At 64.9% G+C, this 26,259-nt stretch carries 25 protein-coding genes and 1 pseudogene; 18 read left to right on the forward strand and 8 right to left on the reverse strand.

Annotated features, from left to right (window positions below; genetic code table 11):
- Positions 1-34: 34 nt before the first annotated feature.
- Positions 35-1,149 (reverse strand): IS3 family transposase gene (locus HLH45_RS13845; RefSeq protein WP_409350108.1). Its coding sequence is split into 2 segments (ribosomal slippage): positions 35-892 and positions 895-1,149, totalling 1,113 coding nucleotides; the frame shifts between segments, so codons are not numbered across the junction.
- Between the two features lie 71 nt (positions 1,150-1,220).
- On the opposite strand from HLH45_RS13845, the pseudogene HLH45_RS22080 reads away from it, so the two are divergent.
- The 5 genes and pseudogenes from HLH45_RS22080 to HLH45_RS13870 form a co-directional block, all read left to right on the forward strand.
- Positions 1,221-1,403: pseudogene (locus HLH45_RS22080) on the forward strand (hemagglutinin repeat-containing protein); the annotation flags it as partial.
- A 135-nt stretch (positions 1,404-1,538) separates the two neighbouring features.
- On the forward strand, positions 1,539-1,823 hold the full coding sequence (locus HLH45_RS13855; RefSeq protein ID WP_223866278.1) for a hypothetical protein: 285 nt from the start codon (positions 1,539-1,541) through the stop codon (positions 1,821-1,823).
- Between the two features lie 28 nt (positions 1,824-1,851).
- Positions 1,852-2,352: a TspO/MBR family protein gene (locus tag HLH45_RS13860; protein ID WP_008571559.1), complete on the forward strand. Its 501-nt coding sequence runs from the start codon at positions 1,852-1,854 to the stop codon at positions 2,350-2,352.
- 589 nt (positions 2,353-2,941) lie between these two features.
- Positions 2,942-5,449, forward strand: a complete 2,508-nt coding sequence (thrA, locus tag HLH45_RS13865; protein WP_008571557.1) for a bifunctional aspartate kinase/homoserine dehydrogenase I — start codon at positions 2,942-2,944, stop codon at positions 5,447-5,449.
- Positions 5,446-6,459, forward strand: coding sequence for a homoserine kinase (locus HLH45_RS13870; protein ID WP_008571556.1), 1,014 nt, complete (start codon positions 5,446-5,448; stop codon positions 6,457-6,459). Before thrA ends, HLH45_RS13870 begins: the two co-directional genes overlap by 4 nt.
- Positions 6,460-6,533: 74 nt before the next feature.
- Here the strand turns inward: HLH45_RS13870 and HLH45_RS13875 are convergent, their stop codons facing one another.
- Positions 6,534-6,848 carry an EthD family reductase gene (locus HLH45_RS13875; RefSeq protein WP_008571555.1) on the reverse strand — a complete coding sequence of 105 codons (315 nt, stop codon included), beginning with the start codon at positions 6,846-6,848 and terminating at the stop codon, positions 6,534-6,536.
- A 155-nt stretch (positions 6,849-7,003) separates the two neighbouring features.
- Here HLH45_RS13875 and thrC point away from each other — a divergent pair, with 155 nt between their 5' ends.
- Both thrC and HLH45_RS13885 read left to right on the forward strand, forming a co-directional pair.
- On the forward strand, positions 7,004-8,314 hold the full coding sequence (gene thrC, locus HLH45_RS13880; RefSeq protein WP_171309842.1) for a threonine synthase: 1,311 nt from the start codon (positions 7,004-7,006) through the stop codon (positions 8,312-8,314).
- 101 nt (positions 8,315-8,415) lie between these two features.
- The gene (locus HLH45_RS13885) at positions 8,416-9,159 is read left to right on the forward strand and encodes a murein L,D-transpeptidase catalytic domain family protein (RefSeq protein WP_014090040.1); all 744 of its coding nucleotides are present in this window, start codon (positions 8,416-8,418) and stop codon (positions 9,157-9,159) included.
- Positions 9,160-9,244: 85 nt separating this feature from the next.
- On the opposite strand, the gene HLH45_RS13890 is transcribed toward HLH45_RS13885, so the two are convergent.
- On the reverse strand, positions 9,245-9,910 hold the full coding sequence (locus tag HLH45_RS13890; protein ID WP_008571434.1) for a Crp/Fnr family transcriptional regulator: 666 nt from the start codon (positions 9,908-9,910) through the stop codon (positions 9,245-9,247).
- A gap of 203 nt (positions 9,911-10,113) precedes the next feature.
- Between HLH45_RS13890 and hisS the strand changes: the two genes are divergently transcribed.
- From hisS to HLH45_RS13945, 11 genes are all read left to right on the forward strand, one after another.
- Positions 10,114-11,562 (forward strand): histidine--tRNA ligase, encoded by a 1,449-nt coding sequence (hisS, locus tag HLH45_RS13895; protein WP_008571436.1) that lies wholly within the window; start codon positions 10,114-10,116, stop codon positions 11,560-11,562.
- Positions 11,563-11,776: 214 nt separating this feature from the next.
- Positions 11,777-12,103: a YerC/YecD family TrpR-related protein gene (locus HLH45_RS13900; RefSeq protein WP_014090043.1), complete on the forward strand. Its 327-nt coding sequence runs from the start codon at positions 11,777-11,779 to the stop codon at positions 12,101-12,103.
- 9 nt (positions 12,104-12,112) lie between these two features.
- On the forward strand, positions 12,113-13,027 hold the full coding sequence (gene hisG / locus HLH45_RS13905; protein WP_008571439.1) for an ATP phosphoribosyltransferase: 915 nt from the start codon (positions 12,113-12,115) through the stop codon (positions 13,025-13,027).
- A complete protein-coding gene (gene hisD, locus HLH45_RS13910) occupies positions 13,024-14,319 on the forward strand; it encodes a histidinol dehydrogenase (protein WP_008571440.1) in 1,296 nt (431 codons plus the stop codon). The genes hisG and hisD overlap by 4 nt, the downstream gene beginning before the upstream one ends.
- Entirely contained in the window at positions 14,316-15,407 is a 1,092-nt protein-coding gene (gene hisC, locus HLH45_RS13915; protein ID WP_008571441.1) for a histidinol-phosphate transaminase, read from the forward strand. The genes hisD and hisC overlap by 4 nt, the downstream gene beginning before the upstream one ends.
- Positions 15,404-16,531 (forward strand): bifunctional histidinol-phosphatase/imidazoleglycerol-phosphate dehydratase HisB, encoded by a 1,128-nt coding sequence (gene hisB, locus HLH45_RS13920; RefSeq protein WP_008571443.1) that lies wholly within the window; start codon positions 15,404-15,406, stop codon positions 16,529-16,531. The genes hisC and hisB overlap by 4 nt, the downstream gene beginning before the upstream one ends.
- Entirely contained in the window at positions 16,528-17,130 is a 603-nt protein-coding gene (hisH, locus tag HLH45_RS13925) for an imidazole glycerol phosphate synthase subunit HisH (RefSeq protein ID WP_008571444.1), read from the forward strand. Before hisB ends, hisH begins: the two co-directional genes overlap by 4 nt.
- Positions 17,127-17,861, forward strand: coding sequence for a 1-(5-phosphoribosyl)-5-[(5-phosphoribosylamino)methylideneamino]imidazole-4-carboxamide isomerase (hisA, locus tag HLH45_RS13930; RefSeq protein WP_008571445.1), 735 nt, complete (start codon positions 17,127-17,129; stop codon positions 17,859-17,861). Before hisH ends, hisA begins: the two co-directional genes overlap by 4 nt.
- Positions 17,855-18,631 carry an imidazole glycerol phosphate synthase subunit HisF gene (hisF, locus tag HLH45_RS13935; RefSeq protein WP_008571446.1) on the forward strand — a complete coding sequence of 259 codons (777 nt, stop codon included), beginning with the start codon at positions 17,855-17,857 and terminating at the stop codon, positions 18,629-18,631. Before hisA ends, hisF begins: the two co-directional genes overlap by 7 nt.
- Positions 18,621-19,241: a bifunctional phosphoribosyl-AMP cyclohydrolase/phosphoribosyl-ATP diphosphatase HisIE gene (gene hisIE, locus HLH45_RS13940; RefSeq protein ID WP_008571447.1), complete on the forward strand. Its 621-nt coding sequence runs from the start codon at positions 18,621-18,623 to the stop codon at positions 19,239-19,241. Before hisF ends, hisIE begins: the two co-directional genes overlap by 11 nt.
- Positions 19,242-19,410: 169 nt before the next feature.
- Positions 19,411-20,997, forward strand: coding sequence for a calcineurin-like phosphoesterase C-terminal domain-containing protein (locus tag HLH45_RS13945; RefSeq protein WP_008571448.1), 1,587 nt, complete (start codon positions 19,411-19,413; stop codon positions 20,995-20,997).
- Between the two features lie 457 nt (positions 20,998-21,454).
- On the opposite strand, the gene HLH45_RS13950 is transcribed toward HLH45_RS13945, so the two are convergent.
- The 5 genes from HLH45_RS13950 to HLH45_RS13970 form a co-directional block, all read right to left on the reverse strand.
- Positions 21,455-22,531, reverse strand: a complete 1,077-nt coding sequence (locus HLH45_RS13950) for a C13 family peptidase (protein WP_033478474.1) — start codon at positions 22,529-22,531, stop codon at positions 21,455-21,457.
- 184 nt (positions 22,532-22,715) lie between these two features.
- The gene (gene mtnC / locus HLH45_RS13955; RefSeq protein WP_008571450.1) at positions 22,716-23,414 is read right to left on the reverse strand and encodes an acireductone synthase; all 699 of its coding nucleotides are present in this window, start codon (positions 23,412-23,414) and stop codon (positions 22,716-22,718) included.
- 2 nt (positions 23,415-23,416) lie between these two features.
- A complete protein-coding gene (locus tag HLH45_RS13960) occupies positions 23,417-23,983 on the reverse strand; it encodes a 1,2-dihydroxy-3-keto-5-methylthiopentene dioxygenase (protein WP_008571451.1) in 567 nt (188 codons plus the stop codon).
- Positions 23,984-24,018: 35 nt separating this feature from the next.
- Entirely contained in the window at positions 24,019-24,672 is a 654-nt protein-coding gene (locus tag HLH45_RS13965) for a methylthioribulose 1-phosphate dehydratase (RefSeq protein ID WP_008571454.1), read from the reverse strand.
- Positions 24,673-24,761: 89 nt separating this feature from the next.
- Positions 24,762-26,192 (reverse strand): amino acid permease, encoded by a 1,431-nt coding sequence (locus HLH45_RS13970; protein ID WP_008571455.1) that lies wholly within the window; start codon positions 26,190-26,192, stop codon positions 24,762-24,764.
- Positions 26,193-26,259: the final 67 nt, after the last annotated feature.

Here is a 26,259-nt window from a genome sequence, read left to right on the forward strand (position 1 = left end):
GTTTTATGGGGGGCGCTTAGCGTAAGCTCCCCCGTCAAGCAGGCACTTCAAAAGTAGAGCTTTCGGCGTACTTGTTGCGGTACTCGACCGGGGTCATTCCGCCGAGCGAATCATGGGATCTTGCTTCGTTGTAGTCGATCATCCACCAGTGGGCGGCTTCGCGCACATCGTCGAGGCAGGCGAAGAGATTCAGGTCGAGCACTTCCTCGCGGAACGTGCGATTGAAGCGCTCGATGAAGGCATTCTGATTTGGCTTTCCCGGCTGGATGTACTGTAGTGCGACGCCATTGGTCTTGAGCCAGCTGGTGAACGCTTCGCCCAGGAACTCGGGGCCGTTGTCCGAGCGCACCACCTGCGGCAAGCCATGATCGCGTTTGATCTGCTCGAACACACGCACAAGCCGTTGCGAGTTGATCGAGGTGTCAACCTCGATGTGCAGCGCCTCGCGATTGAAGTCATCCACCACGTTGAAGGTGCGAAAGCGTCGTCCGCATGCCAGCGCATCGCTCATGAAGTCGACCGACCAGACCGTGTCTGGCAGCCTCGGCACGTAGAGCGGCACCCGCTCACGCTTGGGAAGGCGACGCTTTGCAGCGCGGCGTAGGTTGAGCTTCATGGCCTTGTAAACGCGATAGATGCGTTTGGGATTCCAACCTGGTTGCTGCTTGCGAAGGTAGTCGCTGCACTTCCAGAAGCCACGACTGGGGTGCGCTTCAACGTAACGCGCGATCTCGGCAATCAGCTCGGCATCGCGCACCGTCCAGTCCAGAGGCGGTGCATACCAAGCGGCACGCGACAGCCCGACGCATGCACAGGACCGGCGCAACGGCCGCGCGTGGACCTCGATAAGGAACCGCACCGCCTCGCGTTTACGCGCCGGCCCTAGAGTTTTTTTGCGATCAGGTCCTTCATTGCCGCGTTGTCGAGCGCCAACTCGGCATACATCCGTTTGAGCTTGGCGTTCTCGGACTCGAGCTCCTTGACCCGCCGCAGCTCGGACGCCTCCAAGCCGCCGTACTTGCTCTTCCACTGGTAATAGGTCGCCGTGCTGATGCCGACTTGGCGACAGATGTCTTTGACTGGAACGCCTGCGTCGGCCTGCTTGAGCGTGGCGATGATCTGTGTCTCGGTGAACTTCGATGTGCGCATGGAACCTCCTGACTTGGGAACGATGCCAGAAAGATCTACTTATGCGGTGTCTGCGGATCGGGGGAGCTTACGTGGGCATCAGCGCCGGCAACGGCATCAACGCCAGCACGCTGACCACGGTGGACACCAGCGATGTCCTGGAAACGCGCAAGCGCTTCAAGCAAACCACCAGCACGAGCGACGAAACCGTCCACAGCACCGAGTTCAGTGCCGGCGGCAACCTCGCTATGCAGGCGGGCAACGACTTAGCAGTCTTCAACAAGGCGCAAAGTATGGGGCAAGATGCCTGGGCCAGATGCAGGCTAATCGTAGCGTTCGTCTTACAGGGTGGTAAGGAAATTCCACTGCCCTGGCAGTGTTAAGGTTGTTGGCGTCGACGGAAATTGGCAATGAACACAGATTGGTTTAAAGAGAACTTCTTATCTTTTATGAAAGGTTGCGAATTTATCTACAGTGAATTCAAGAATGGTGATTTCGGAGATCTTCAGAGAGTGGAGGTTGAAAGTTTTAACAAAATGGGGGCAGTTGAATTTTGGTCCTCAGGCTGGGTAGGAATTGATCTTGTCGATTGCGTTTCTGGAACCCAAGAAATCAGTGTGCTGCTTTCTCCGGAACAGCGCGATCTCGTTGATGGTGAGTTAAGAAGATTTTCCGACCTGATGGCGCGACGCTGACCAACGCTGATGCGAGGCTACAGCAGTCATGACCCAAGATCGTTTCAAAAAATCGCAATGGTTCGGCCTTCTCGGCTGGTTGGTGCTTTGCTATGCCGCAGCCGCGCTGGGCGCAACTGCATCGATCCAGGCCGCCAGCTTTTACGCGGAGCTGCAACGGCCGGCGTGGGCACCGTCGGGGTGGTTGTTCGGGCCGGTGTGGATGGCGCTGTACGGGATGATGGCGGTGTCGGCTTGGTTGGTGTGGCGCCGTGGGGGATGGGCTGGCGCGCGTGTCGCGCTGACACTTTTCCTGGTGCAGCTGGCGCTGAACGGGCTGTGGAGTTGGTTGTTCTTTGCATGGCACTTGGGAGCGTGGGCATTCGCGGACATCGTGGCGCTGTGGCTCGTGCTGGTGGGCACCATTGGGGCGTTTGCGAAGAGGCACGCTTTGGCGGGGTGGTTGTTGGTGCCGTATCTGGCGTGGGTGAGCTTTGCGGCGGCGCTCAATTTTTCGGTCTGGCAACTCAACCCTCAGGTGCTTGGCTGATCTGCGCTGCTGACCTTGGCCCGCACCGACTCGGGGTCGCGATAGCGACGATCTGTTGCTTGATGCGAAGTTGTCTATTGCTTGAAGCGACCTGCTGCCTGCAGCGATGTGATGCATCGAACGCTGGCGATCCAGCCAGCCTATCGCGTCGGCTGAGCACACGACTCGATCAATGAAGGTTAGAAAGCTGCGCAGCATGGCTCTGCAAGGCAGATCCAAAAGTTTCCATAGCAATCAATTGCTTGCACGCACAGTGCTTAAATCCCTGAGCAAAAAGGATTTCTGTTCCGTACGCCCAACGCATGCGCCTGCCCATTCACGCAACGCTTGACAGGCCTCGGCCCGGTGATGTCTTTTGCATGCATGGGTAACGCCTCCGCCACCGCTTCGCTTCTCTGCCAGCCGCTACTGCGGGCAGGTGCGGGCGTGGCCGGCATTACCACCATCATTACTACCGCCACCATTCGCCCGGTGCGGTCCGTCGTCTTCGCGTAACTTCCGAAAACAACGGCCCCGCACCCGGATCAGGATGCGGGGGCTTCCCTCTCTCATCCGATGCGGACGGGGCCTCCCCCAACGAGGTCTGTCGATGTCATCGCCCGCTGTTTCGTTCGAACCCGCTGCTGTTCTTGCGTCCTCTGCGCGCACTGTCGTGCACAAATTTGGCGGCACCTCGGTGGCCGATGCCGAGCGCTATCGGCATGTGGCGCAGCTGCTGCTTGCACGCAACGAGACGGTGCAGGTCACCGTGGTCTCGGCAATGAAGGGCGTCACCGATGCCTTGATCGAACTGGCCGAACTTGCGGCGAAGAATCGCCCCGAATGGCGCGAGCGGTGGCACGAAACACGTGCACGCCATCGCGGTGCGGCAGTGGCGTTGCTCGGCGAGCATTCCGGGCCAACGGTGGAGTGGCTGGACGAGCGCTTCGAACATCTGTCGCAGATCCTCGGCGCGCTTGCGGTCATCGGCGAATTGCCGCGCGAAGTGCTCGACCGCGTGCAGGGCCTGGGCGAGGTGTATTCGGCGCAGCTGCTGGGCGATCACTTCCGCGCGATCGGCGAGGACTGCGCGGTGCTGGACGCGCGCGACGTGCTGGTGGTCAATCGCGGCGAACTGGGTGTGGATGTGGACTGGGAGGCGAGTGCGCAACGTCTGGCAACCTGGCGGCAGGCGCATCCGCAAACGCGCGTGGTGGTCACCGGATTCGTGGCGCGCGACCGCGCCGATCGCATCACCACGCTGGGCCGCAACGGCAGCGATTATTCGGGTGCCATCTTTGCCGCGTTGTTCGATGCCGACGAACTGCATATCTGGACCGACGTGGACGGCGTGCTGTCGGCCGACCCGCGCGTCGTGCCTGAAGCGGTGCAACTGGAAACGCTGAGCTACGACGAGGCCTGCGAGCTGGCGTACTTCGGCGCGAAGGTAGTGCATCCGCAAACGATGTCGCCGGCGATCGAACGCGGCCTGCCGATCATCATCCGCAACACCTTCCAGCCCGAGCATCCCGGCACGCGCATCACTGCCAGCAGTGCGGTGAGCGGGCCGATCAAGGGGCTGACGTTGAGCCCGGATCTGGCGGTGCTGAATCTGGAAGGCACCGGTCTGATCGGGGTGCCGGGCACGGCCGAACGCGTGTTTGCAGCGCTGCGCACCGCGCAGGTGTCGGTGGTGATGATCTCGCAAGGTTCCTCTGAACATTCGATCTGCTGCGTGGTCAAGCAGCACGAGTCCGAACGCGCACGCAACGCATTGCTGCAGGCGTTCGCGCATGAACTCACGGTCGGCCAGGTGCAGCGCGTGCAGCTGACCACCGGCATCAGCGTGCTGGCAGCGGTGGGCGATGGTATGGCCGGCCAGCCGGGTGTGGCGGCACGGCTGTTCGAATCGTTGGGGCGCGCGCAAGTCAATATCCTGGCGATTGCGCAGGGCTCGTCCGAACGCAACATCTCGGTGGCCATCGATGCGGCGCACGCCACCAAGGCCTTGCGCGCGGCGCATGCAGGTTTCTGGTTGTCGCCGCAGACGTTCTCTGTGGGCGTGATCGGGCCGGGCAATGTGGGCGCAGCGCTGTTGGATCAATTGCGCACTGCGCAGCCACAGTTGCTGGGCAAGGCCAATCTGGATCTGCGCCTGCGTGCGGTGGTCTCACGCGGTCGCATGCTGCTGGACGAACGCGGGCTGGTCGGCGACTGGCGCGATGCGTTTGCATCTGCCGCCACGCCCACCGATCTGGAACGCTTCACCACGCATCTGCTGTCTGCGCATCTGCCGCATGCGGTGATCATCGATTGCAGCGGCAGCGCCGAAGTGGCAGACCGTTATGCGGGCTGGCTGGCCGCCGGCATCCATGTGGTCACGCCGAACAAGCAGGCCGGTTCCGGCCCGCTGGCGCGTTATGAGGCGATCCGCACCGCGGCCGATGCCAGTGGGGCGCGCTTCCGTTATGAAGCCACCGTGGGCGCCGGGTTGCCGGTGATCACCACGCTGCGCGACCTGGTCGATACCGGCGATGCAGTCACCTCCATCGAAGGCATCTTCTCCGGCACATTGGCGTGGTTGTTCAATAAATACGACGGCAGCGTGCCGTTCGCCGAACTGGTGACGCAGGCGCGTGGCATGGGCTACACCGAACCGGATCCGCGCGACGATCTGTCCGGCGTGGACGTGGCGCGCAAGTTGGTGATCCTGGCGCGCGAAGCAGGGCGCTCCATCAGCCTGGAAGACGTGCAGGTTGAAAGCCTGGTGCCGGAAGGGCTGCGTCAGGCCAGCGTGGACGATTTCATGGCGCGGCTCTCCGAAGTGGATGCGGTGTTCGCGCAGCGCCTGCGCGATGCGCGTGCGCGCGGCAACGTGCTGCGCTATGTGGCGCAGCTGCCGCCGGACCGCGCGCCCAGCGTGGGCCTGGTGGAATTGCCCGCCGATCACGCCTTCGCCAATCTGCGCCTCACCGACAATGTGGTGCAGTTCACCACGCGTCGCTACTGCGAGAACCCGCTGGTGGTGCAAGGCCCGGGCGCGGGGCCGGAAGTGACCGCGGCAGGCGTGTTCGCCGATCTGCTGCGCGTGGCGGCAGGCGAGGGCGCGCGACTATGACGCAGACTGTTGTCAGCCATGCCGGCGTGAGCCAGGCAGCGGTGGCGCAGGCGCATCGCTGCGATCGCGCATCTTTGGACAAACACGGCCTGCACGAAGCGCGCGCCTTCGCACCAGCATCGGTTGCCAATGTCGCGGTGGGATTCGATCTGCTCGGCTATCCGATCGATGGCATCGGCGACACCGTGACCGTGCGCCGTATCGAAGCGCCGGTGGTGCGCATCGCTGCGATTCGCGGCACGACGGTGGCGCTGCCCCTGGATGCCGAGCGCAACACTGCAGGCGCTGCACTCATTTCGCTACGTGCCGCCTTGCAGCTGCCTTATGGGTTCGAAGTCGAGATCGACAAAGGCATCGCGCTGAGCTCGGGCATGGGCGGGTCTGCCGCGTCATGCGTCGCGGCCCTGGTTGCGGCAAACGCGCTGCTGGCCTCGCCATTGGATCACCGCCAGCTCTACCAATACGCGCTCGATGGCGAAGCGGTAGCCAGCGGCAGCCGCCACGGCGACAATCTGGGGCCGCTGTTTGTAGGTGGTTTGGTGTTGTGCACGCTGGAACGCCTGGTGCCAATCGCGGTGCCACCCGCTTGGCATAGCCTGCTGGTGCATCCGGATGCAGTGCTGGAAACGCGGCGCGCGCGCGAAGCCTTGGCGGGCAATTATCAATTGCGCGAGTTCGTCGCGCAGAGCACCAATCTGGCGTTGGTGTTGGCCGGTTGCCATGCCGGCGATCCAGACCTGGTACGCGCAGGCCTGCGTGATGTCCTGATCGAACCGCGTCGCGCCCCATTGATCGCCGGCTTCGCAGACGCCAAACAGGCAGCGCTGGACCACAACGCCCTCGGCGCCAGCATTTCCGGCGCCGGGCCAAGTGTGTTTGCCTGGTTTGAATCGCGTGCCGCTGCAGAGGCTGCGGCAACCGCAGTGCAGGCCGGGTTTGCGGCTGCAGGGTTCGATAGCCAGGCCTGGGTCTCGCCGATCGCAAGTCCTGCGGCGCGGTTACTCGGATGAATCGGGACGCATGCAATGAAAACGCGCCGCAGGCAGCAGGCAGCAGGTCTGGCCTGCAGCTCGCCAGGCGCTGTTTAGTCGACGACGACTTCGCTGATCTGCATCACCGGGGTCAGGTCGGTGTAGTTGGCGATGTCGCCCAGGATCTCCGCCGCATGCGGCCCGAAGCTGGCATTGAAGGCTTCCTGCGACGCGCAAAAGATGTGGCACATCCCGATGAACGCCGGCGGGCTGCCGGCCTCGCCGCCGCTGATGCCTTTGTCCACCGTATATTTCAAACAGGCCGGCCCCATGCGCGCGCTCACCAGCGGCATGTGCTGGTCGCGGTAGTAGGCGTGATCGAAGCGGGCGCCTTCGCGGTACGGGTACATCACACTGACCTTGATCATCTGCCGACTCCACGGAAGGGTGCGCGCAGCATAGCCCCGCGCCATCGACCGTGCGCACCCCTTCGGCCAAATGCCGGCGCAGCCCGACGCCCGGCTCCGTCACACGCGGCACCGCTTGTCATGGGTACCGCCCAGCCTTCGCTTTATCTGGAGTCATGCTGATGTTTATCTCCACCCGTGGCGGTGCCCCTGCCGCAAGCCTGAGCCAGGCCATCGCCGCCGGGCTGGCGCCCGATGGCGGCCTCTACGTGCCGCAGACCCTGCCGCCTGCGCGTACGCTGGTTGCGGCCGCCGGCCTGGCCGACACCGCCACTGCGCTATTGCAGCCATTTTTCGAGGGCGACGCACTGGCCGCCGAACTGCCTGCCATCTGTGCTGAAGCCTTCGATTTCCCGGCGCCGTTGGTGGCGCTGGGTACGCCGGGCGATTACGCACTGGAGCTGTTTCATGGCCCCACCGCCGCGTTCAAGGATTTCGGTGCGCGCTTTCTGGCCGCCTGCCTGACCCGCCTGCGTCGTGCCGAAGACCGTCCGCTCACCATCCTGGTCGCCACCTCCGGCGATACCGGTGCCGCCGTGGCCGCCGCCTTCCATCGCCAGCCCGGCCTGCGTGTGGTGGTGCTGTATCCGGACGGCCGCGTGTCGCCGCGGCAGGCGCATCAATTGGGGTGTTTCGGCGACAACATCCAGGCCCTGCGCGTGGCCGGCTCGTTCGACGACTGCCAGGCAATGGTCAAGCAGGCCTTGAACGATGCCGCATTGCAGGCGCAGGTGCCGCTGAGTTCGGCCAACAGCATCAGTCTGGGCCGGTTGCTGCCGCAGATGAGTTACTACGCACACGCCGCCCTGCAGCACCATGCAGCCTCGGGCAGCGCGCTCAACCTGGTCGTGCCTACCGGTAACCTGGGCAACGCGCTGGCGGCGATCATCGCGCGCGCACTCGGGGTGCCATTGGGCCGCATCGCGCTGGCGTCCAACGCCAATCACGTGTTGCCGGACTATTTCGCGGGAGATGCCTACGCACCGCAGCCCAGCGTAGCCACGCTCGCCAATGCGATGGACGTGGGCGCGCCGAGCAATTTCGAGCGGCTGCGTTGGCTCTATAACGGCGACGATGCCGCCTTGCGCGAGGAATTCCGGGCCTTGTCGGTGGACGATGCGGCGATTCGCAACACTGTCCAGCAGCGCTTCGCCCGCTACGGCGAGGTGCATTGCCCGCATACCGCCACCGCGGTGCATGTGCTCGAACAATTGCGTGCCGAAGGCGCGGAGGGCGGCACTGGCGACTGGGCGGTAGCGGCCACCGCGCATCCGGCCAAGTTCGAGGGGGTGGTGGAGCCATTGATCGGCCGCGCGGTGGAGGTTCCGCCGGCGCTGGTCGCGCTGCTGCAGCGCCCAGCGCATGCCGAAGCACTGGCGCCGGACTACGCAGCCCTTCGGCAGCGCTTGCTTGCCGATGCTGCCTGACCCAACGCGTTCAGCCACCGGGGTTGGAAAGTGGCCCGCATGCGGCTATTTCTAGCCGGGTGCGGCCCCGTCGTGGCGCCGCGTCCGCTGTGGGTTGTTGCATGTCTTATCGAATGATCGCCGTTGCCGGCTTCTTGTGCGGGTGGGCAGCGGCTGGTGCGGCCAGTGCGGCCGATGCATTGGCTGGATCACCGGTCGCGCCACTGGGCGCTCCGCGTGTGGGTCTGGTCGAGGCGCTGGCGCGCCAGGCGCCGTCGCTGGACCGTCAGGTGCTGGCCCTGGCCACCGAGGCGCTGCAATGCGCCCGCCAGCGCCAGCAGGTGGGTGCCGAACGGGTGCTCAGCGTCATCGACTACAGCCGCCCCTCGACCGAGCGCCGGCTCTGGGTGTTCGATCTGGATAAGCAGCGCCTGTTGTTTCGCGAATGGGTCGCGCACGGGCGCAATACCGGCGAGAACCTGGCGGCGAAGTTCTCCAATGACGATGGCAGCTTCCAGTCCAGCCTGGGCGCGTTCACCGCGCAAGAGTCGTACACCGGGCACAACGGTTACTCGTTGCGGCTCAAGGGTCTGGAGCCGGGGTTCAACGACCACGCACGCGATCGCGCCATCGTGATCCACGGCGCGCCCTATGTCAGCGAAGCCATCATCCGCAGCCAGGGCCGGCTCGGCCGCAGCCTGGGCTGCCCGGCGGTGCGGCCAGCGGTGGCCAAGCAGTTGATCGATACCTTGCGCGACGGTGCGTTCGTGTTCGCCTACTACCCGGACCGGGCCTGGCTGCGCCAGTCGCGGCTGCTGAGTAGTGGCTGTGGCGGTGCGGCAGCGCGTGCAGTGGCCGGGCGCTGAGTGATCGCGCGTCACCGACCCGGCCGACTGCGTCGACAGGCACGCACCGACGCATCAATGAAATCCATCAATCAGCCGCCAACCCTTACACCGTATCGCCGGCCAGGCGGCGCAGTGCGGCGTAATCCAGGATCTGCACCAGCTGCAGTTGCGGTAGCGCGATCAACTGCTGCTGCCGCAGCTTGGTGAAGGTGCGGCTCACCGTTTCCACGGTCAGCCCCAGATGGTCGGCAATATCGCCGCGGCTCATCGGCAGCGCCACGGTGTCGCCGCTGGCGCCGGGCTGGGTGGAGCGAGCGGCCAGCCGCAGCAGGAAATGCGCCAGCCGTTCGCTCGGTTGCAGGCGTGCCAGCAGCAGGCCGGTGTCCTGCGCTGCAGCCAGCTCCATGCTGGCACGTTGCAGCAGCTTGCGTTCCAGCTGCGGGTAGCGCTCGCGTAGCTGGCGCATTTGCGCCATCGGCGTGCGGCACACCCGGCTGTCGACAATGGCTTCGATATCGTGGCGGTGCTGCGCGGTTTCGGTGAGCCCGACATAGTCGCCGGGCAGCACGAAGCCGGTGATCTGGCGGCGCCCGTCGGCCAGCGTGCGCACCATGCGCAACGCACCGGAGGTCACGGTATAGACGTTGTGCCGGGTCTCGCCCGCACGCACCAGGGTGCTGCCGGGCGCGTAGGCCGCCGCGTGAGTGACCTGGTCCAGCGCGTCCATCTCCTGCGCCGACAGCGCCGCACAAATGGCCCGGCCGCGCACGGCGCAAAGGGCGCAATCTGAGTTGGGCGTGCCACTGGCGGATGCCGTGCTGGGCGCCGGGCAGGTCGCGCTGGGGTCGGAAAGCTGCCGGTACATGGGCCATGCACTGCTGGGACGCATTGAATGATACGCCATGCGGTCAGCGCGGCCGCCCAGCCGGTAGAATTGTGCGTTCGCCACATTGTCCTGCAGGAGTTTCGCTCGTGATCAAGCCCCGTACGCCGCCCGGCATCATGGAATTGCTGCCGCGCGAGCAGATCGCGTTCCAGCGCATGCTGGACGTCATCCGCCGCAACTACGAGCGGTTCGGGTTCCTGCCGGTCGAGACCCCGGTGTTCGAGCTGTCGGATGTGCTGCTGACCAAATCCGGCGGCGAAACCGAGCGCCAGGTGTATTTCGTGCAGTCCACCGGCGCGCTGGCCAATGCTGCTGCGGCAGCCGATGCGGGCGCCGAGAACGGTGGCCTGCCCGAGCTCGCGCTGCGCTTCGACCTGACCGTGCCGCTGGCGCGCTACGTCGCCGAGCATGAGCACGAGCTGAGCTTCCCGTTCCGGCGCTACCAGATGCAGCGCGTGTATCGCGGCGAACGTGCGCAACGCGGGCGCTTCCGTGAGTTCTACCAGTGCGATATCGACGTCATTGGCAAGGATGCGCTGAGCATCCGCTACGACGCCGAAGTGCTGGCGGTGATCCATGCGGTGTTCGCCGAGCTGGGCATCGGCGACTTCAAGGTGCAGTTGAACAACCGCAAGTTGCTGCGCGGCTTCTTCGAAAGCCTGGGCGTGGTCGATGCCGAGCAACAGGCCCTGGTGCTGCGCGAGGTCGATAAGCTCGACAAGCGCAGCGCCGAGGATGTACGGGCCACCTTGATGGGGCCGGACTTTGGCCTAGCCGAGGACGCCGTGCGGCGCATCTTGGATTTCGCCAAAATTCGTTCGGTTTCCCATGCCGATGCGCTGGACAAGATCGATTGGGTAGTCAACGAGGTGCAGTCGCGCAGCGGTGGCAACGAAGATTTGCATGCTGGCGCGGACGATTTGCGCGAAGTGCTTGAGCTGGTCAAGGCGCTGGGCGTGCCGGAGAGCGCGTACTGCCTGAATTTCTCCATCGCACGGGGGCTGGATTACTACACCGGCACCGTCTACGAAACCACGCTGACCGACCACCCGCAGATCGGCTCGATCTGCTCGGGCGGCCGTTACGAGAGCCTGGCCAGCCACTACACCAAGTCAAAGCTGCCGGGCGTGGGCATTTCGATCGGCTTGACCCGCCTGTTCTGGCAGCTGCGCGAGGCCGGCCTGATCCAGGGCATCGCCGAAAGCAGCGTGCAGGCGATGGTGGCGCTGATGGACGAGACTCGCCTGGACGACGCGCTGGATATCGCGCGCCGGCTGCGCATCGGTGGCATCAACACCGAGGTGCAGATGGAGCCAAAGAAGGTCGGCAAGCAGTTCCAGTATGCGGCTCGTGCCGGCATCCGCTTCGTGGTGCTGGCCGGCGACGACGAACTGGCACGCGGCGTGGTGGCGGTGAAAGACCTGGTACGCGAGCAGCAGTTCGACGTCGCCCGCGATGAGCTGGCCAGCACCTTGCAGGTGGAACTGGAACAGGCCAGGGCAATGCTGGTGGCTGGCGGCGTCCAGGGCGACTGATATCGTCAGTTTGAAGACGTCACAGGCTGGGTGACCATTTCGCCGGCGACCCACGTGCCGTAGCGCAGAACGCGCCCACTGACATCAGATGTCAGTGGGCGTTTTCGTAACAGGCAGGTGGGCGAGCAGTTTCTTCATGAATGCTTCGATGCGGTCGACTTGTCCCGAGGCCGGTGTTTGCGTTAATGTACTAACACGCTATTACATTAACGCAATGAAACAACGACCTGCCCCCCGCGAGAACACCGACATTGCCGCATCTCTGACGATGCTGGCCGATGCGCTGGCGTGCCTGCGTGCGCCCGAGGCGGTCGAAGCGTTTCTGCGTGACCTCTGCACGCCTGCCGAGCTGGAAGCCATGGCCGACCGCTGGCGGGTGGTGCCGCTGCTGGTCAAGGGCGTGCCGTATCGCGAAATCCATGAGCTGACCCAGGTCAGCGTCACCACCATCGGGCGCGTTGCGCGCACCCTGGACCACGGTGCCGGCGGCTATGCCGCGGCCTTGCGCGAGCAGTCTTCGCGCCCTGACGCCTCCCACTGAGAGAACAAGATGAGTGCTTCCACGGCAGCGCCGGCACGTGACCGGCTGCGTATCGCCATCCAGAAGAGCGGCCGCCTGGCCGAGCCGGCGCGCAGCCTGCTGGCCGCCTGCGGGCTGAGCTGGCGGCAGAGCCGCGACAAGCTGTTCTGCTACGGCGAATCGTTGCCGGTGGACCTGCTGCTGGTGCGCGACGACGACATCCCCGGCCTGATCGCCGATGGCGTCTGCGACCTGGGCATCGTTGGCCAGAACGAACTGGAAGAGCAGGCCGCCGAGCGTCGCCGCAACGGCTTGCCGGCCGCCTATCACGCCGTGCGTGGAGTCGGCTTCGGCCAGTGCCGCCTGATGCTCGCCGTGCCGGAAGAATGGGACTGGCACGGCGTGGCGCAACTGGCGGGCAAGCGTATCGCCACCAGCTACCCGGCGATCCTCGCCGACTGGCTGGAGCGGCAGGGCATCGACGCGACGGTGGTGGAGTTGTCAGGTTCGGTGGAAATCGCACCGCGCCTGGGCACTGCCGATCTGATCTGCGATCTGGTCTCCAGCGGCGCCACCCTGGCCGCCAACCAGCTCAAGCCGGTCGAACTGGTGATGGAAAGCGAAGCAGTGCTGGCCGGCGCGGTGCGCGAACCTGCCGATGCGCGTGCCGGCCTGCTGGCAATGCTGCTGCGGCGCATGGACGGCGTACTCAAATTGCGCGACAGCAAGCTGCTGATGTTCCGCGCCGAGCAGACCAATGTCGATGCGCTGCGCCGCCTGCTGCCTGACGCCGACCCGCTGGTGCAGTTGCCCGACGATGGCGATGGCGCGCTGCGCCTGCAGACCATGTGCCATGGCGCGGTGACCTGGCAGCGCCTGGAAGAACTCGAACGCGCAGGTGCGCAAGGCTTGATGGTGTTGACGGTGGAGCGCTCGCTGGCATGAAGATTCTCGATTGGTCCCAACTCGACGGCGCCGCGCGAACCGATGCACTGACCCGCCCGGTGCAGACCGTGGCCACGCAGACGCGCGACGCGGTGGCTGCATTGATTGGCCAGGTACGCACGCGCGGCGATGCCGCATTGCGCGAGATCACCGCGCGTTTCGATGGCGTGTCGCTGGAGAGCTTCGCCGTGAGCGAAGCCGACTTCGCTGCCGCCGAAGCGGCCGTGGCGCCGAAGCTGCGCCAGGCCATGCAGGATGCGGTCGCACGCATCGACACCTTCCACCGCGCCGGCATGAGCGAGGGCTATGCGGTGGAAACCGCGCCCGGCGTGGTGTGCGAAAAGATCGTGCGGCCGATCGGACGTGTGGGTCTGTACGTGCCGGCAGGCAGTGCGCCGTTGCCATCGACCGCCTTGATGCTGGGCGTGCCGGCGCGTCTGGCCGGATGCCGCGAGGTGGTGTTGTGCACGCCGCCGCGCAAGGACGGCAGCGTGGACCCGGCGGTGCTGGTGGCCGCGCAACTCACCGGCGTGCGCCGCGTGTTCAAGCTCGGTGGCGCGCAGGCGATCGCGGCGATGGCGTATGGCACCGAGTCGGTACCCAGTTGCGACAAGCTGTTCGGCCCGGGCAATAGCTATGTCACCGAAGCCAAACAGCAGGTGGCCCAGTCCGGAGCGGCGGCGATCGACATGCCGGCCGGCCCCTCGGAGGTCTTGGTGATCGCCGATGCGGGCGCGCAGCCGGCCTTCGTGGCTGCTGATCTGTTGTCGCAGGCCGAACACGGGCCCGATTCGCAGGTGCTGTTGCTCTCCGACAGCGACGCGTTGATCGATGCGGTGCAAGCGCAGCTGGAAATTCAGCTGGCGCAACTGTCGCGTGCCGACATCGCGCGCCAGGCGCTGGCGCAATCGCGGCTGATCAAGGTGCAGGCGCTGGATGAGGCGTTTGCGATCAGCAATCGCTATGCGCCGGAGCACCTGATTCTTGCGCTGCGCGAACCGCGCGCGTGGCTGGCGCAAGTCGAGGCGGCCGGTTCGGTGTTTCTTGGCGATTACACGCCCGAAGCGCTTGGCGACTACTGCAGCGGCACCAATCATGTTCTGCCGACCAGCGGTGCGGCGCGCGCCTACAGCGGCGTGAGTGTGGCCAGCTTCCAGAATATGGTCAGCGTGCAGGCAGCCAGCAAGGCCGGCATCGACGGCATCGGTCAATGCGCATTGATCCTTGCCCGCGCCGAGGGGCTGGATGCGCATGCCAACGCGGTGGCGCTGCGCATGGGAGTGGCGGCATGAGCGCGTCGTCGATTCTGGATCTGGTACGCGAAGATCTGCGTGCATTTGCGGGCTATTCGTCGGCGCGCACCAGTGCGTTGCAGGGCGATGTGTGGCTCAACGCCAACGAGTCCGCGTGGGCGAATCCCGCCGATCCCGACGCCAGCACGCGGCGCTATCCCGACCCGCAACCCCAGGGCCTGCGCAGCGCGCTTGCGGCGCTGTACGGTTGCGCGCCGGAGCAGCTGTTGATCGGCCGCGGCAGCGACGAGGCGATCGATCTGCTGGTACGCGGCCTGTGCGTGCCAGGGCGCGATGCAGTGCTGGTGACGCCGCCGGTATTCGGCATGTACGCGGTGTGCGCGCGGTTGCAGAACGCACCGTTGGTGGACGTGCCGCTTGTCGATGGGCCAGATGGTTTCCATGCAGATATCCCTGCAATAGTGGCGAGGGCATTGGCCTCGAACGCCAAGCTGGTGTTTCTGTGTTCGCCATCCAATCCCGCTGGTTCGGCCATTGCGCTAGAACAGATCGAACAAGCGCTGCAGGCCTTGCAAGGCAAGGCGCTGGTGGTGGTGGACGAGGCCTATGGCGAATTTTCCGATGTGCCTTCGGCGGTCGGTCTGCTCGGGCGTTACGACAATCTCGCGGTGTTGCGTACGCTTTCCAAGGCGCATGCGCTGGCGGCGGCGCGTATCGGCACGCTGATCGCCAATGCCGAGTTGATTGCCCTGCTGCGCCGCTGCCAAGCGCCGTACCCGGTGCCCACACCCTGTGCAGCCATGGCCGAGCAGGCCTTGTCTGCGCCGGCGCTGGAGGTGACCCGCCGGCGTATCGCCGAGGTGCGCAGTGAGCGCGAGCGCGTGCACAAGGCGCTCGCGCAGCTGGCCGGTGTGCGGCAGGTCTATCCCTCGCAGGGCAACTTCCTGTTGGTGCGTTTCGATGATGCCGAGGCGGCGTTCCAGGCGTTGCTCGATGCCGGTGTGGTGGTGCGCGATCAACGCGCAGTGCCGCGCCTGGCCGATGCGCTGCGCATCACGCTGGGCACGCACGAACAGAACCAACGCGTGCTAAGCGCGCTGCAACGCACGCAGGAGGCCGTCGCATGACCCCGATTCTTTTTGTCGACCGCGACGGCACGCTGATCACCGAGCCGGCCGACTACCAGATCGACGCGTACGAGAAACTGCGCTTTGTCGATCACGTGATTCCGGCGATGCTCAAGCTGCGCGATGCCGGCTATCAGTTCGTCATTGTCAGCAACCAGGATGGGCTGGGCAGCGAGAGCTACCCACGCGCGTCCTTCGACGGCCCGAACAACCTGATGCTGCAGATCTTCGCCAGCCAGGGCATCGAATTCCGCGACATGCTAATCGATTGCAGCTGGCCTGCCGACAATGCGCCCACGCGCAAGCCCGGTATCGGCCTGATGGTGCCGTATCTGCAGGACCGCAGCATCGATTGGGCACGCTCGGCGATGGTGGGCGACCGCATCACCGACATCCAGTTCGCGCACAACCTCAACATTCGCGGGTTTCAGCTGCGCACCGACGAGTTCGGCGGCGAGTGGGACTGGCCCGGCATCGCCCATGAACTGGCCGACGCACCGCGTCGCGCGGTGGTTCAGCGCAACACCAAGGAAACCAGGATTCGCGTCGAACTGGATCTGGATCGCGTGGCCGAACCGAAGACCGCCACCGGTCTGCCGTTCTTCGACCACATGCTGGAACAAATCGGCAAGCACGGCGGTTTTGCGCTGGAGATCCGCGCCGAAGGCGATCTGCATATCGATGAGCACCACACCATCGAAGACACCGGCCTTGCGCTGGGTCAGGCGCTACGTGAAGCGCTGGGCGACAAGCGTGGCATCGGCCGCTATGGCTTCGATCCGGAAAGCAGCCCCTGGCGCGTCGCCGGCGACAAGGCGCAGCATGGCTTCACGTTGCCGATGGACGAAACCATCGCAAGCGCGGCGCTGGATTTCAGCGGCCGGCCGTATTTCGTCTTCGACGGCGAGTTCAAGCGCGAGCGCGTCGGCGACATGCCGACCGAGCTGGTGCCGCATTTTTTCCGCTCGATCTGCGATGCGTCCGGCTTGAATCTGCATCTGACCGTGCGTGGTGAGAACGATCACCACAAGGTGGAAGCCTGCTTCAAGGCCCTGGCGCGTGCATTACGCCAGGCGATCCGCCGCGAAGGCACCGCGTTGCCGACCACCAAAGGTGCGCTATGACCGATGTTGCGTTGATCGATGCCGGTGGCGCCAACCTGGGCTCGGTGCGCTATGCATTGGAGCGCTTGGGCGTGGACGCACGCGTGGTGCGCGATGCGGCAGGTCTGCATGGCGCACAGCGCGTGATCCTGCCCGGCGTCGGTGCTGCGCCAGAAGCGATGTCGCGTCTGCGCACGCAGGGCTTGGTCGAGCCGTTGCGCGCGCTGCAGGTGCCGTTGATCGGTATCTGCCTGGGGATGCAACTGCTGTTCGAACATTCCGAAGAAGGCGATGTCGAGTGCCTCGGCCTGCTGCCGGGCATCGTACGGCATATGACGCCGGCACTCGGTATCCGTGTGCCGCACATGGGCTGGAACCAGCTGGTGCCGATGCGCGAATCCGCGTTGCTGGCCGGTCTGCCCGAGCGCGCCAGTGCGTATTTCGTGCATGGTTACGCTGCGCCGGTGACCGCCGACACCGTGGCCGCCTGCGATCACGGCGGGTTGTTCACTGCCGTCGTGCAGAACGGGCTGCGCTGCGGCGCGCAATTTCACCCTGAGCGTTCGGCCGAGACCGGTGCACGCATCCTGCGCAATTTTCTTGAGATGAGCTTCCCATGAGTTTCACCGTTTACCCGGCGCTGGATATCCGCAACGGCCGCGTGGTGCGCCTGCTGCAAGGCGATTACGCGCGCGAGACGCAGTACGGCGACGACGTGCTGCCGCGTGCGCAGGCGTTCGCCGATGCCGGTGCGCAGTGGATGCATCTGGTCGATCTGGATGCCGCCAAGGCGGGCGGCTACACCTTGGCCGGCACGCTCGGCGAGATCGCGCGTGCCACCGGCTTGCGCGTGCAGACCGGCGGCGGTGTGCGCTCGCGCGAGGATGTGGCGCGCATTCTCGATGCCGGCGCCGCACGCGTGGTCATCGGCTCGTTGGCAGTGCGCAATAGCCAGATGGTGGTTGGCTGGCTGCAGGAATTCGGTGCCGACCGCCTGACGATTGCACTGGACACGCGCCAGGATGCCAGTGGCATCTGGCAGTTGCCGGTGCACGGCTGGACCGAAACTGCAGACGCTACGCTGGATCAATTGGCCGTGCGCTACGCGCAGGCCGGGCTGCAGCATCTGCTGTGCACCGACATCGCGCGCGACGGCATGCTGTCCGGCCCCAACATGGCGCTGTATGCGCATCTGCGCGCGCTGACGCCGCAGTTGCAGGTGCAGGTCTCCGGTGGCGCGCGCAATCTTGCCGATGTCGCCGCGGCCAAGGCCGCAGGCTGCGCCGGCATCGTGCTCGGCAAGGCGCTGCTCGAAGGGCACCTGCATCTCGAAGAGGCACTGGCATGCTGAGCCGTCGCATCATTCCGTGCCTGGACGTGCGCGATGGCCGCGTGGTCAAGGGCGTCAAGTTCCGCGACCACATCGACATGGGCGACATTGTCGAGCTGGCCTTGCGCTACCGTGCGCAGGGCGCCGACGAACTGGTGTTCTACGACATCGGTGCCAGCCCGGAAGGGCGTTCGGTCGACTACACCTGGGTCGAGCGGGTGGCACGGCTGATCGATATTCCGTTCTGCGTGGCCGGAGGTATTGGCGATGTGGAAACGGCCCGAGCGGTATTGCATGCCGGCGCCGACAAGATTTCCATCAACTCGCCCGCGTTAGGCCGCCCGCAATTGATTTCCGAACTGGCCGATGCCTTTGGCGTGCAATGTGTCGTGGTCGGCATCGATTCGATTCGTGAGGAAGATGGTCAATGGCGCGTGCGCCGCTACACCGGCGACCCGAGCAAGACCCAGGCGTTGCCGATGCGTACGCTGGACTGGGTGGCCGAAGCGCAGCGGCTCGGCGCGGGCGAGATCGTGCTCAATTGCATGGATAACGACGGCGTGCGCCGCGGATACGATATCGCCCAACTGCGCCAGGTGCGTGCGTTGTGCCGGGTGCCTCTGATCGCTTCCGGCGGTGCAGGCGAGATGCAGCACTTTGCCGACGTCTTCGACCAGGCCGATGTGGATGGCGCACTGGCCGCCAGCGTGTTTCACAGCGGCGCGATTCCGATCCCGGAACTCAAGCGATTCTTGCGCGCGCAACAGATCGAGGTACGCGATGGGCAGTGACGAAGTGGCGACGGGCGACGCGCTCGCAAGCCTGGATTGGAGCAAGGGCGATGGCCTGTTGCCGGTAATCGTGCAGGACGCCGACACCCTGCGCGTGCTGATGCTGGGCTACATGAATGCCGAAGCGTTGGCCGTCACCCGGCAGCGCGGTGACGTCACGTTCTTCAGCCGCAGCAAGCAGCGCTTGTGGACCAAGGGCGAAAGTTCGGGAAACGTGTTGCGCGTGGTGTCGATCCAGACCGACTGCGACGCCGACACATTGCTGGTGCAGGCGCGCCCGCATGGCCCGACCTGTCACCTGGGCCGCACCAGCTGTTTCCCGTCTGCGCCCGGGCAGTTCCTGGGTAGCCTGGATGCCCTGGTGGCCGAGCGCGAGCGCGAGCGGCCGCACGGTAGCTACACCACCAAGCTGTTCGAACAAGGCATCCGCCGCATCGCGCAGAAGGTGGGCGAGGAGGGCGTGGAAACCGCGTTGGCCGGCGTGGTGCAGGACGATGACGCGTTGCTCGGCGAATCGGCCGATCTGCTCTACCACCTGATCGTGCTGCTGCGCGCACGTGGGCTGGGCCTTGGCGATGCAGTGGCGTTGCTGGAGTCGCGGCATCAATAACGTAGCCGCGTAGCAGCGCACCCGGGCGCGATTGGCGTCCTTGGTAACGCCCCGTCGCGCCCCGGTGCGCTCCTACGGATATGCGGTCATGCCTTCCGACCTGCGTACTCGCGCTGTGCGCCTCGCGATGGCATGTACAATTTCCGCGGATCTTCGCGCGGGAAAACGCATGCATCGTCGCTTCGCTTTGTTGGCACTGGGCTTGCTCGCGGGAAGCGCATACGCGCGCGACACCGCGGTCGATGGCATCGTCTACGAAGAACGCGACGGGCGCGCCGGCCGCAGCGCCGATGAGCCGGGGGTGGCCGATGTGGCGGTTTCCAATGGCGAGCAGATCGTGCGTACCGATGCGCGGGGCCGCTACCGCCTGCCGGTACGCGACGGGCAGACGGTATTCGTGATCAAGCCTGGCGACCGCCGCTTTTTGCCCGCCGCCGATGGCCTGCCTGCATTCTGGCGCCACTACGCACCGCGTGGCTCGGCCAAGCATCAATACGGCGGTGTCGCCGCGACCGGCCGCAACACGCACAACTGGGATTTCGCGCTGACGCCACGCGCAGACACCGCGGCCGATGGCTTCCAGATGCTGGTGTTTGCCGACAGCCAGACCGCCAGCCTTGCCGACGTTGGCTACTACCAGCGCGACATCGTGGAACCGATCATCGGCAAGACCACCGCCAGGCTGGGCACTACGCTGGGTGACATCGTCAGCGACGATCTGAGCTTGTATCCGGCCTTGAACAAGGTCACCACGCAGCTGGGCGTGCCGTGGTTCCATGTGCCGGGCAACCACGATCTCAACCTGGACGCGCACGACGATGCGCAGTCGCTCGACAGCTGGCACGCAGTCTACGGCCCGGACACCTATGCGGTGGAAGAAGCCAATGCCAGCTTCGTGTTCCTGGACGATGTGATCTATACGCCGGGCGGCAGGCAGGCCTACATCGGTGGCCTGCGCGACGATCAATTCGCGTTCCTGCAGAATTACCTGGCGCAGCTGCCACGCGACCGGCTATTGGTGCTGGGCATGCATATCCACCTGTTCGATGCAGTGCCGGGGCAGGAAACCTTTCGGCATGCCGATCGCCGCCGCCTGTTCGCATTGCTGAAAGAATTTCCGCATGTGTTGGTGCTCAGTGGTCATAGCCACACCCAGCGCCAGGTGGATCACGGTGCCGACGAGGGCTGGCAGGGTGCACGACCGTTGCACGAATACAACGTGGGTGCGGCCTGCGGCGCGTTCTGGTCGGGCGCCAAGGATGCCGACGGCATTCCCGATGCGACGATGAGCGATGGCACTCCCAATGGCTATGCGGTGCTGCAGGTTGCGCCCAGCGGTAGCTACACGCTGGCTTATCACGCTGCGCGCGCGGCCGACGATGCGCAATTGCTGCTGCACGCGCCCAAGGTACTGCGCAAGGGCGCGTATGCGGCGTGGGGCGTCTACGCCAATGTTTTCATGGGCCAGGACGACACCGTCGTCGAGATGCGCATCGATAACGGCCCATGGCAGCCGATGAAGCGTGTAGAGCGTGGCGATCCGCGTGTGCTGGCAGAGAATGTGCGTGATGATGCGGCCGACGCGTTGCGCGGTTACGACCGCTCGCCGGAGGCCACGCCGTCCACGCATCTCTGGCGCGGTGCATTGCCGACCACCCTGGCGGTGGGCGAACACACCGTCCAGGTGCGCGCAAACCTACCCACCGGGCAGTACAACGCCAGCACCGTGTATCGCCTGCAAACTGCTGAGCTCTGAGGCGGTTAACGATGTCGGTCGTCCAACGCCGCCCTTCTGGCACCGGGAGAAGGTGCTCACAGGGATGGATGAGGGTGCACACAGTGCCTGACATCGCCCAATACTGGGGTTGGGGTATCTGGCGCCAAGAAAATCTAGATCGCCCCAAGCGATTGCTCGTGACGTTGTGTAGCGGCTCTTGAGCAACGATACGGAACCATGTCGTCGTGATCTCGGCACGGACAGAAGCGCGGCTGCGATAGCGCGACGGTCAAGCATGTGTCAGCTGCGCAGCAGTCTCCTGATCGCCACAAACACAAACGCCTCCACAAGGGAGGCGTTTTGGGATCCGGGCTGGCAGGCGTTGGCGCGCTGGCGAAGATCGGTGCTGGCTGGCGGTGGCTGGCTGGCCGGGCGAGTGTAGCGAGGCCCGGTTGGTGCTGACGAAATGAGAATTAGTCTCAGCACCCGCTCTGGGTTATCGATTGGATGCTGCAGGTGCAGCTGGGAGCGTGCTTGAGGGCTTTGCGGTTGCCGGGGTATTCGAACGCGGCACGTCGCTCACCGACTCAGCGTCCGCTGAGTCGGTTGAATCCACGCCCTGGTCCGACGCGGCATCCATCTCCACCGGCGGATACGGATACGCCACCGCCGGCCCCAGATGCACGCCCGCACGCCAACGCGCCAGCACCGGCGCGATGCGCTTGCCCAGCGATTGCTGCGGCAACGAGGGGAGCTCGCCCTCCTGCTTCTCGCGTGCGGTGATGGCGGCCTTGGCAATGTCGAATGCGGCCAGCGGGTCGTCGCTCTGGTTCATCGCATCGATCAACCACGCCTGCCCGAAATAGGTGGCGTTGGAGGTATTGCCGCAGCCGAACGAGGGCCGGTCGGCACGTGCAGCGGTGAGGATCAGCGTTTGCGGTGAACGCAGTGCGGGAATGAAACCTCCCGAATAGCAGGCCGACAGCACGATGATGCGATTGTCGATGCCGGCATCGTCCAGCGCCTGGCGCAGATCCTGCGGGCTGATGAAATCCTCTTCCTTGTCGTCGACCTGCACGTACAGGCTGTGATCTTCGGTACCGTGGGTGGTGACGAACAGCAACAGCGCGTCTTCCTTGCGATCCATGCGCTTGCCGATCGCGGCCAGCGTGTCGTAGAGATTGTCGTAGGTTGCCAGCGGAGCGTATGGATGCTCGCCCAGATTGTCCGGGTTGTTGACCAGCGTGACCACGCGCCCGCGCGCATCGAAGCGTTGCTCGAACAGCTGTTTGAGGTAGAGCGTCTCGTTGCGGAAGACATCATCGCTGGCATCGCCGGCAAAACCGACTACGTACAGATCGGTGACGCCGGGGCGCTGCGGTTGCAACGCTTTCAATGCGTGCGCCAGAGCGGCCTGATCGACCGGATCGCCTGCATCGTGGCTCTCGGCAGGCTGGGCCTGCAGCGCAGCACCAGCGTCCGGATGGCAGCCGGCCATCAACGCCACCACGACGATCAGCGTGGAAAGTCGTCGCCATACTGCATGTGGTGCGAAAGGGGAAGGCAGCGACATGGCGCGCGCAGAAGTCCAGGAAAGACGGGTGGGGTGGCCGAGCGCGGTGCCCGCAGTGCAGGCCATTATCCCGTCAGATAGCTGCATGCGGCGCGTCGCAGCCGGAGCATATCAGCGGCCTGCGCGGCGCCAACCACCGATTGCGCTCAAACGGCAACGAGCGCAATCGGCTTGCAGATCGTGCTTACAGCACCAACTGGCTAAAACTCTCCACGCGCTGGTGACTGCCGACATCGTCGGCCGAACGCGGCGTGGGATAGTCCTCCCGGCGGTCCAGAAGCGCGGTGCGCATGCCGGCACGTTTGGCGGCATCGAGCTCTTCGATCACATCCGACAGGAACAGGATCTCCGGTCCCGGCACGCCAATGCGCTCGGCGATGCGGCGGTAGCTGGCGCTTTCGCGCTTGGGGCCGACTTCGGTGTCGAACCAGTCGGTGATCAGTCCGCTCAGGTCGCCCGCGTCGCTGTGCGCGAAGAACAGTTTCTGCGCCGGCACCGAGCCGGACGAATACACATACAGCGGAATGCCCGCTGCGTGCCAGGCTTTCAACTGGATCGCCGCATCGGCGTAGATATGCGCAGTGAAGTCGGCCGTCTTGTAGCCGTCGCCCCAGATCAGGCCCTGCAAGGCCTTGAGCGCGGTGTGCTTGCGGTCCTCGTCGATCCAGGTCTGCAGCGTGGTGATCAACACCTCGTCCGGCACGTCCTCGCCGATTTCATCGGCCACCTGGTTGAGCCAATGGCGCACTTGCGGATGATTGCCGTGTTCGCGCACGTAGGCCGGCATGGCGCGGCGCGCATACGGGAACAAGACGTCCTTGACGAACGAAATGCTGCTGGTCGTACCTTCGATATCGGTGAGGATCGCTTGCGGTCGTGTCATCGTCAGCTGGCCTTGTGAGGTTTCTCGGGGGCGTAGCGGGGGAATTGTTTGGCGATTTCGGTGCCGGTGAAATGTCCGACCCAGCCGTCCGGCTCGGTGAAGAAGCGGATCGCCACAAAGTGCGGCTCCGGCCCCATGTCGAACCAGTGCAGGGTGCCGTCAGGCACGGCAATCAGGTCGTCCTTGACGCATTCGATCTCATAAACCTTGGCATCGACGTGCAGCGTGAACAGGCCTGAGCCGGCGACGAAGAACCGTACCTCGTCTTCCTTGTGGAAGTGCTCGTCCAGAAACTTGGCGCGCATTTCTTCGCGCTTGGGGTTGTCCGGCGCGATGCTGACCACGTCCACGGTCTTGAAGCCGCGCTCGGCGCTGATGCGATCGATATCGGCACGGTAGGCGTCCATCACCTGCTCGGGCGTGGCGCCCGGTTCGACCGGCGCGCTGGCATGCCAGCGTTCGAAGGTCACGCCAATCTTCTGCAACTGAGCGGCGATCGCATCGCCGTCGCGGCTATCGAACTCGGGAGTGGCGGGATTGGTGTCGGCAAAGATACGCAGTCGGCTCATGGCGGTCTGGCTCACGAATGGGGGACGGACAGTACTCAGCGCGTGCCGCGCAGTTTCAGCAGTTCGAGTTCGCAATGCAGCAGGAATTCGAACGCTTCCAGGTGACGACGTGCCTCGGCCATGTTGCGGCCCCAGGCATACAGGCCGTGTCCTTCGATGAGATACCCCCACATGCCCTGTTTGTCCAGCAAGGCATCGACCTGCGCGGCCAGCACCTGCATGTCCTGGGTATTGGCGAACACCGGCACTTCCACTGCGGTTTCGTGGGTGGTGTTGCCATCGAAGGCCTTGAGCAATTCGTAGCCTTCGAGCCGAATCACACCGCTGCCTGCATACAGGCGGGAGGCAATCGTCTGCACCGGCGAGTGCGTATGCAGCACGCAACCGATCTCCGGGAACCGGCGATACAGCTGGGTGTGCAGCAGGGTTTCGGCAGACGGGCGCAACGGGCGGCCGACGGCCAGGCCATCGAAGTCCACCACCATGATGTCTTCTTCGACCAGGCGACCCTTGTCGCGGCCGGAGACGGTGATGGCCGCGTGCTGTTCGTCCAGACGGTGGGAGAAATTGCTGCTGGTCGCAGGCGTCCAGCCGGCATGGGCCAGCTCGCGAATATTGGCGATCAGCAGGTGCGCCAGCTCGTGCAGACGCGTGGTGCTGTAGGGCAGGGGGGCAGTGGTCGCATTCATGGACCTATTCTACTGCGCCCCCGGTGCATGGGCAGGTGCAGCGCAGCAGGCATCGTCCTGCCGCGCCAGACGCCCGATCATGCGCGGGCTCAGCGGCCGTCGCGCAGACGGCTGTGGCGATACCCGTAGCCGAAGTAGATCACCAGCCCAACCAGCGTCCACAGGCCCATCAGCATCCAGTTGTGCAGCGTCATCGCCGACAGCAGCGCAAGGCAGCTCAACACGCCGGCGCTGCAGATCAGCCAGGCGGCCGGCATGCGGAACGGACGCGGCAGTTCCGGGTGCGTGCGACGCAGGATCAGCACGCCGGCGCAGACCGCCGCGAAGGCGATCAGGGTGCCCATCGACGTCAATTCGCCCAGCACATCCAGCGGGAACACCGCTGCCAGCAGTGCGATGCCGACACCGGTGATGACGGTATTGACATGCGGGGTGCGGTACTTGGGGTGGATGCGGGTGAAGATCGAGGGCAGCAGGCCATCGCGCGCAATGATCATGAAGATGCGCGGCTGCCCGATGATCATCACCAGCACCACCGACGATAGCCCGATCAACGCGCCCACTTCCACGACCACGCGCAACCAGGCCAGCTGCGGGTGCGCCGCCACCGCGGTCACCACCGGCTCGTCGGTGCCGAGCAGGGTGTACGGCACCAAGCCGGTCATGACCGCCGCCATCGCGATGTAGAGCACGGTGCAGATCACCAGCGACAGGATCATGCCGATCGGCAGGTCGCGTTGCGGGCGATGCGATTCCTGCGCCGCCACCGACACCGCTTCGAAGCCGATATAGGCGAAGAACACCATCGCTGCGCCGCGCAGCACGCCTTCCATGCCGTACTTGCCCGGGCCTTCGTTGGCCGGGATGAACGGCTGCCAGTTGGAGGTGTCCACGTATTTCCAGCCCACCGCGATCACCAGCAGGATCAAGCCCGTCTTGAGGATCACCATGGCCATGTTCATTGCCGACGACTTGCGGATGCCGACATAGCACAGCCAGGTCAGCAGCAGCACGATCCCGGCCGCCGGCAGGTTGGCGATCGCCCCGGTGGGTTGCAATTTGCCGTCCAGCGGCGCGCTGACGAATGCGGCCGGCAGGTGGATGTCGAAATGCTCGAGCAGACTCAAGAAGTAGCCGGTCCAGCTGACCGCCACTGCCGAGGCGGACACGCCGTATTCCAGCACCAGCATCCAGCCGATGAACCACGCGGCCAGCTCGCCGAAGGTGGCATAGGTGTAGGTGTAAGCGCTGCCGGAGACCGGCACCATCGCAGCGAATTCGGCGTAGGCCATCGCACAGAACGCACAGCACACCGCTGCGAGCACGAACGAGAGCATGATCGCCGGGCCGGCATGGTCGGCCGCCGCCTGGCCGGTGATGACGAAGATGCCGCCGCCGATCACCGCGCCGATTCCCAGGGCGGTCAGCCCCCAGGGGCCAAGCGCGCGTTGCAGGCCCAGCCCGTCGGCCGCCTCATGGCTGGCGTGCGGGTGTTTGGTGGCCCAAAGTTGTTTGAACATGAAGCGGTTCCGGCTTGGCGCTACGCGCGGTCATTGAACAAGAAGACCGGCGTCGCGCGCCGGTCTT

It is taken from the genome of Xanthomonas euvesicatoria (assembly GCF_013112235.1).
Classification (GTDB): domain Bacteria; phylum Pseudomonadota; class Gammaproteobacteria; order Xanthomonadales; family Xanthomonadaceae; genus Xanthomonas; species Xanthomonas euvesicatoria.

What these genes read in the sequence shown, in the direction of transcription:
- HLH45_RS13855 (WP_223866278.1), top strand. Translation starts at nt 1,539, where the DNA reads ATGAACACAGATTGGTTTAAAGAGAACTTCTTATCTTTTATGAAAGGT.
- HLH45_RS13860 (WP_008571559.1), top strand. Translation starts at nt 1,852, where the DNA reads ATGACCCAAGATCGTTTCAAAAAATCGCAATGGTTCGGCCTTCTCGGC.
- thrA (WP_008571557.1), top strand. Translation starts at nt 2,942, where the DNA reads ATGTCATCGCCCGCTGTTTCGTTCGAACCCGCTGCTGTTCTTGCGTCC.
- HLH45_RS13870 (WP_008571556.1), top strand. Translation starts at nt 5,446, where the DNA reads ATGACGCAGACTGTTGTCAGCCATGCCGGCGTGAGCCAGGCAGCGGTG.
- HLH45_RS13875 (WP_008571555.1), bottom strand. Translation starts at nt 6,848, where the DNA reads ATGATCAAGGTCAGTGTGATGTACCCGTACCGCGAAGGCGCCCGCTTC.
- thrC (WP_171309842.1), top strand. Translation starts at nt 7,004, where the DNA reads ATGCTGATGTTTATCTCCACCCGTGGCGGTGCCCCTGCCGCAAGCCTG.
- HLH45_RS13885 (WP_014090040.1), top strand. Translation starts at nt 8,416, where the DNA reads ATGTCTTATCGAATGATCGCCGTTGCCGGCTTCTTGTGCGGGTGGGCA.
- HLH45_RS13900 (WP_014090043.1), top strand. Translation starts at nt 11,777, where the DNA reads ATGAAACAACGACCTGCCCCCCGCGAGAACACCGACATTGCCGCATCT.
- hisG (WP_008571439.1), top strand. Translation starts at nt 12,113, where the DNA reads ATGAGTGCTTCCACGGCAGCGCCGGCACGTGACCGGCTGCGTATCGCC.
- hisD (WP_008571440.1), top strand. Translation starts at nt 13,024, where the DNA reads ATGAAGATTCTCGATTGGTCCCAACTCGACGGCGCCGCGCGAACCGAT.
- hisC (WP_008571441.1), top strand. Translation starts at nt 14,316, where the DNA reads ATGAGCGCGTCGTCGATTCTGGATCTGGTACGCGAAGATCTGCGTGCA.
- hisB (WP_008571443.1), top strand. Translation starts at nt 15,404, where the DNA reads ATGACCCCGATTCTTTTTGTCGACCGCGACGGCACGCTGATCACCGAG.
- hisH (WP_008571444.1), top strand. Translation starts at nt 16,528, where the DNA reads ATGACCGATGTTGCGTTGATCGATGCCGGTGGCGCCAACCTGGGCTCG.
- hisA (WP_008571445.1), top strand. Translation starts at nt 17,127, where the DNA reads ATGAGTTTCACCGTTTACCCGGCGCTGGATATCCGCAACGGCCGCGTG.
- hisF (WP_008571446.1), top strand. Translation starts at nt 17,855, where the DNA reads ATGCTGAGCCGTCGCATCATTCCGTGCCTGGACGTGCGCGATGGCCGC.
- hisIE (WP_008571447.1), top strand. Translation starts at nt 18,621, where the DNA reads ATGGGCAGTGACGAAGTGGCGACGGGCGACGCGCTCGCAAGCCTGGAT.
- HLH45_RS13945 (WP_008571448.1), top strand. Translation starts at nt 19,411, where the DNA reads ATGCATCGTCGCTTCGCTTTGTTGGCACTGGGCTTGCTCGCGGGAAGC.
- HLH45_RS13950 (WP_033478474.1), bottom strand. Translation starts at nt 22,531, where the DNA reads ATGTCGCTGCCTTCCCCTTTCGCACCACATGCAGTATGGCGACGACTT.
- mtnC (WP_008571450.1), bottom strand. Translation starts at nt 23,414, where the DNA reads ATGACACGACCGCAAGCGATCCTCACCGATATCGAAGGTACGACCAGC.
- HLH45_RS13960 (WP_008571451.1), bottom strand. Translation starts at nt 23,983, where the DNA reads ATGAGCCGACTGCGTATCTTTGCCGACACCAATCCCGCCACTCCCGAG.
- HLH45_RS13965 (WP_008571454.1), bottom strand. Translation starts at nt 24,672, where the DNA reads ATGAATGCGACCACTGCCCCCCTGCCCTACAGCACCACGCGTCTGCAC.
- HLH45_RS13970 (WP_008571455.1), bottom strand. Translation starts at nt 26,192, where the DNA reads ATGTTCAAACAACTTTGGGCCACCAAACACCCGCACGCCAGCCATGAG.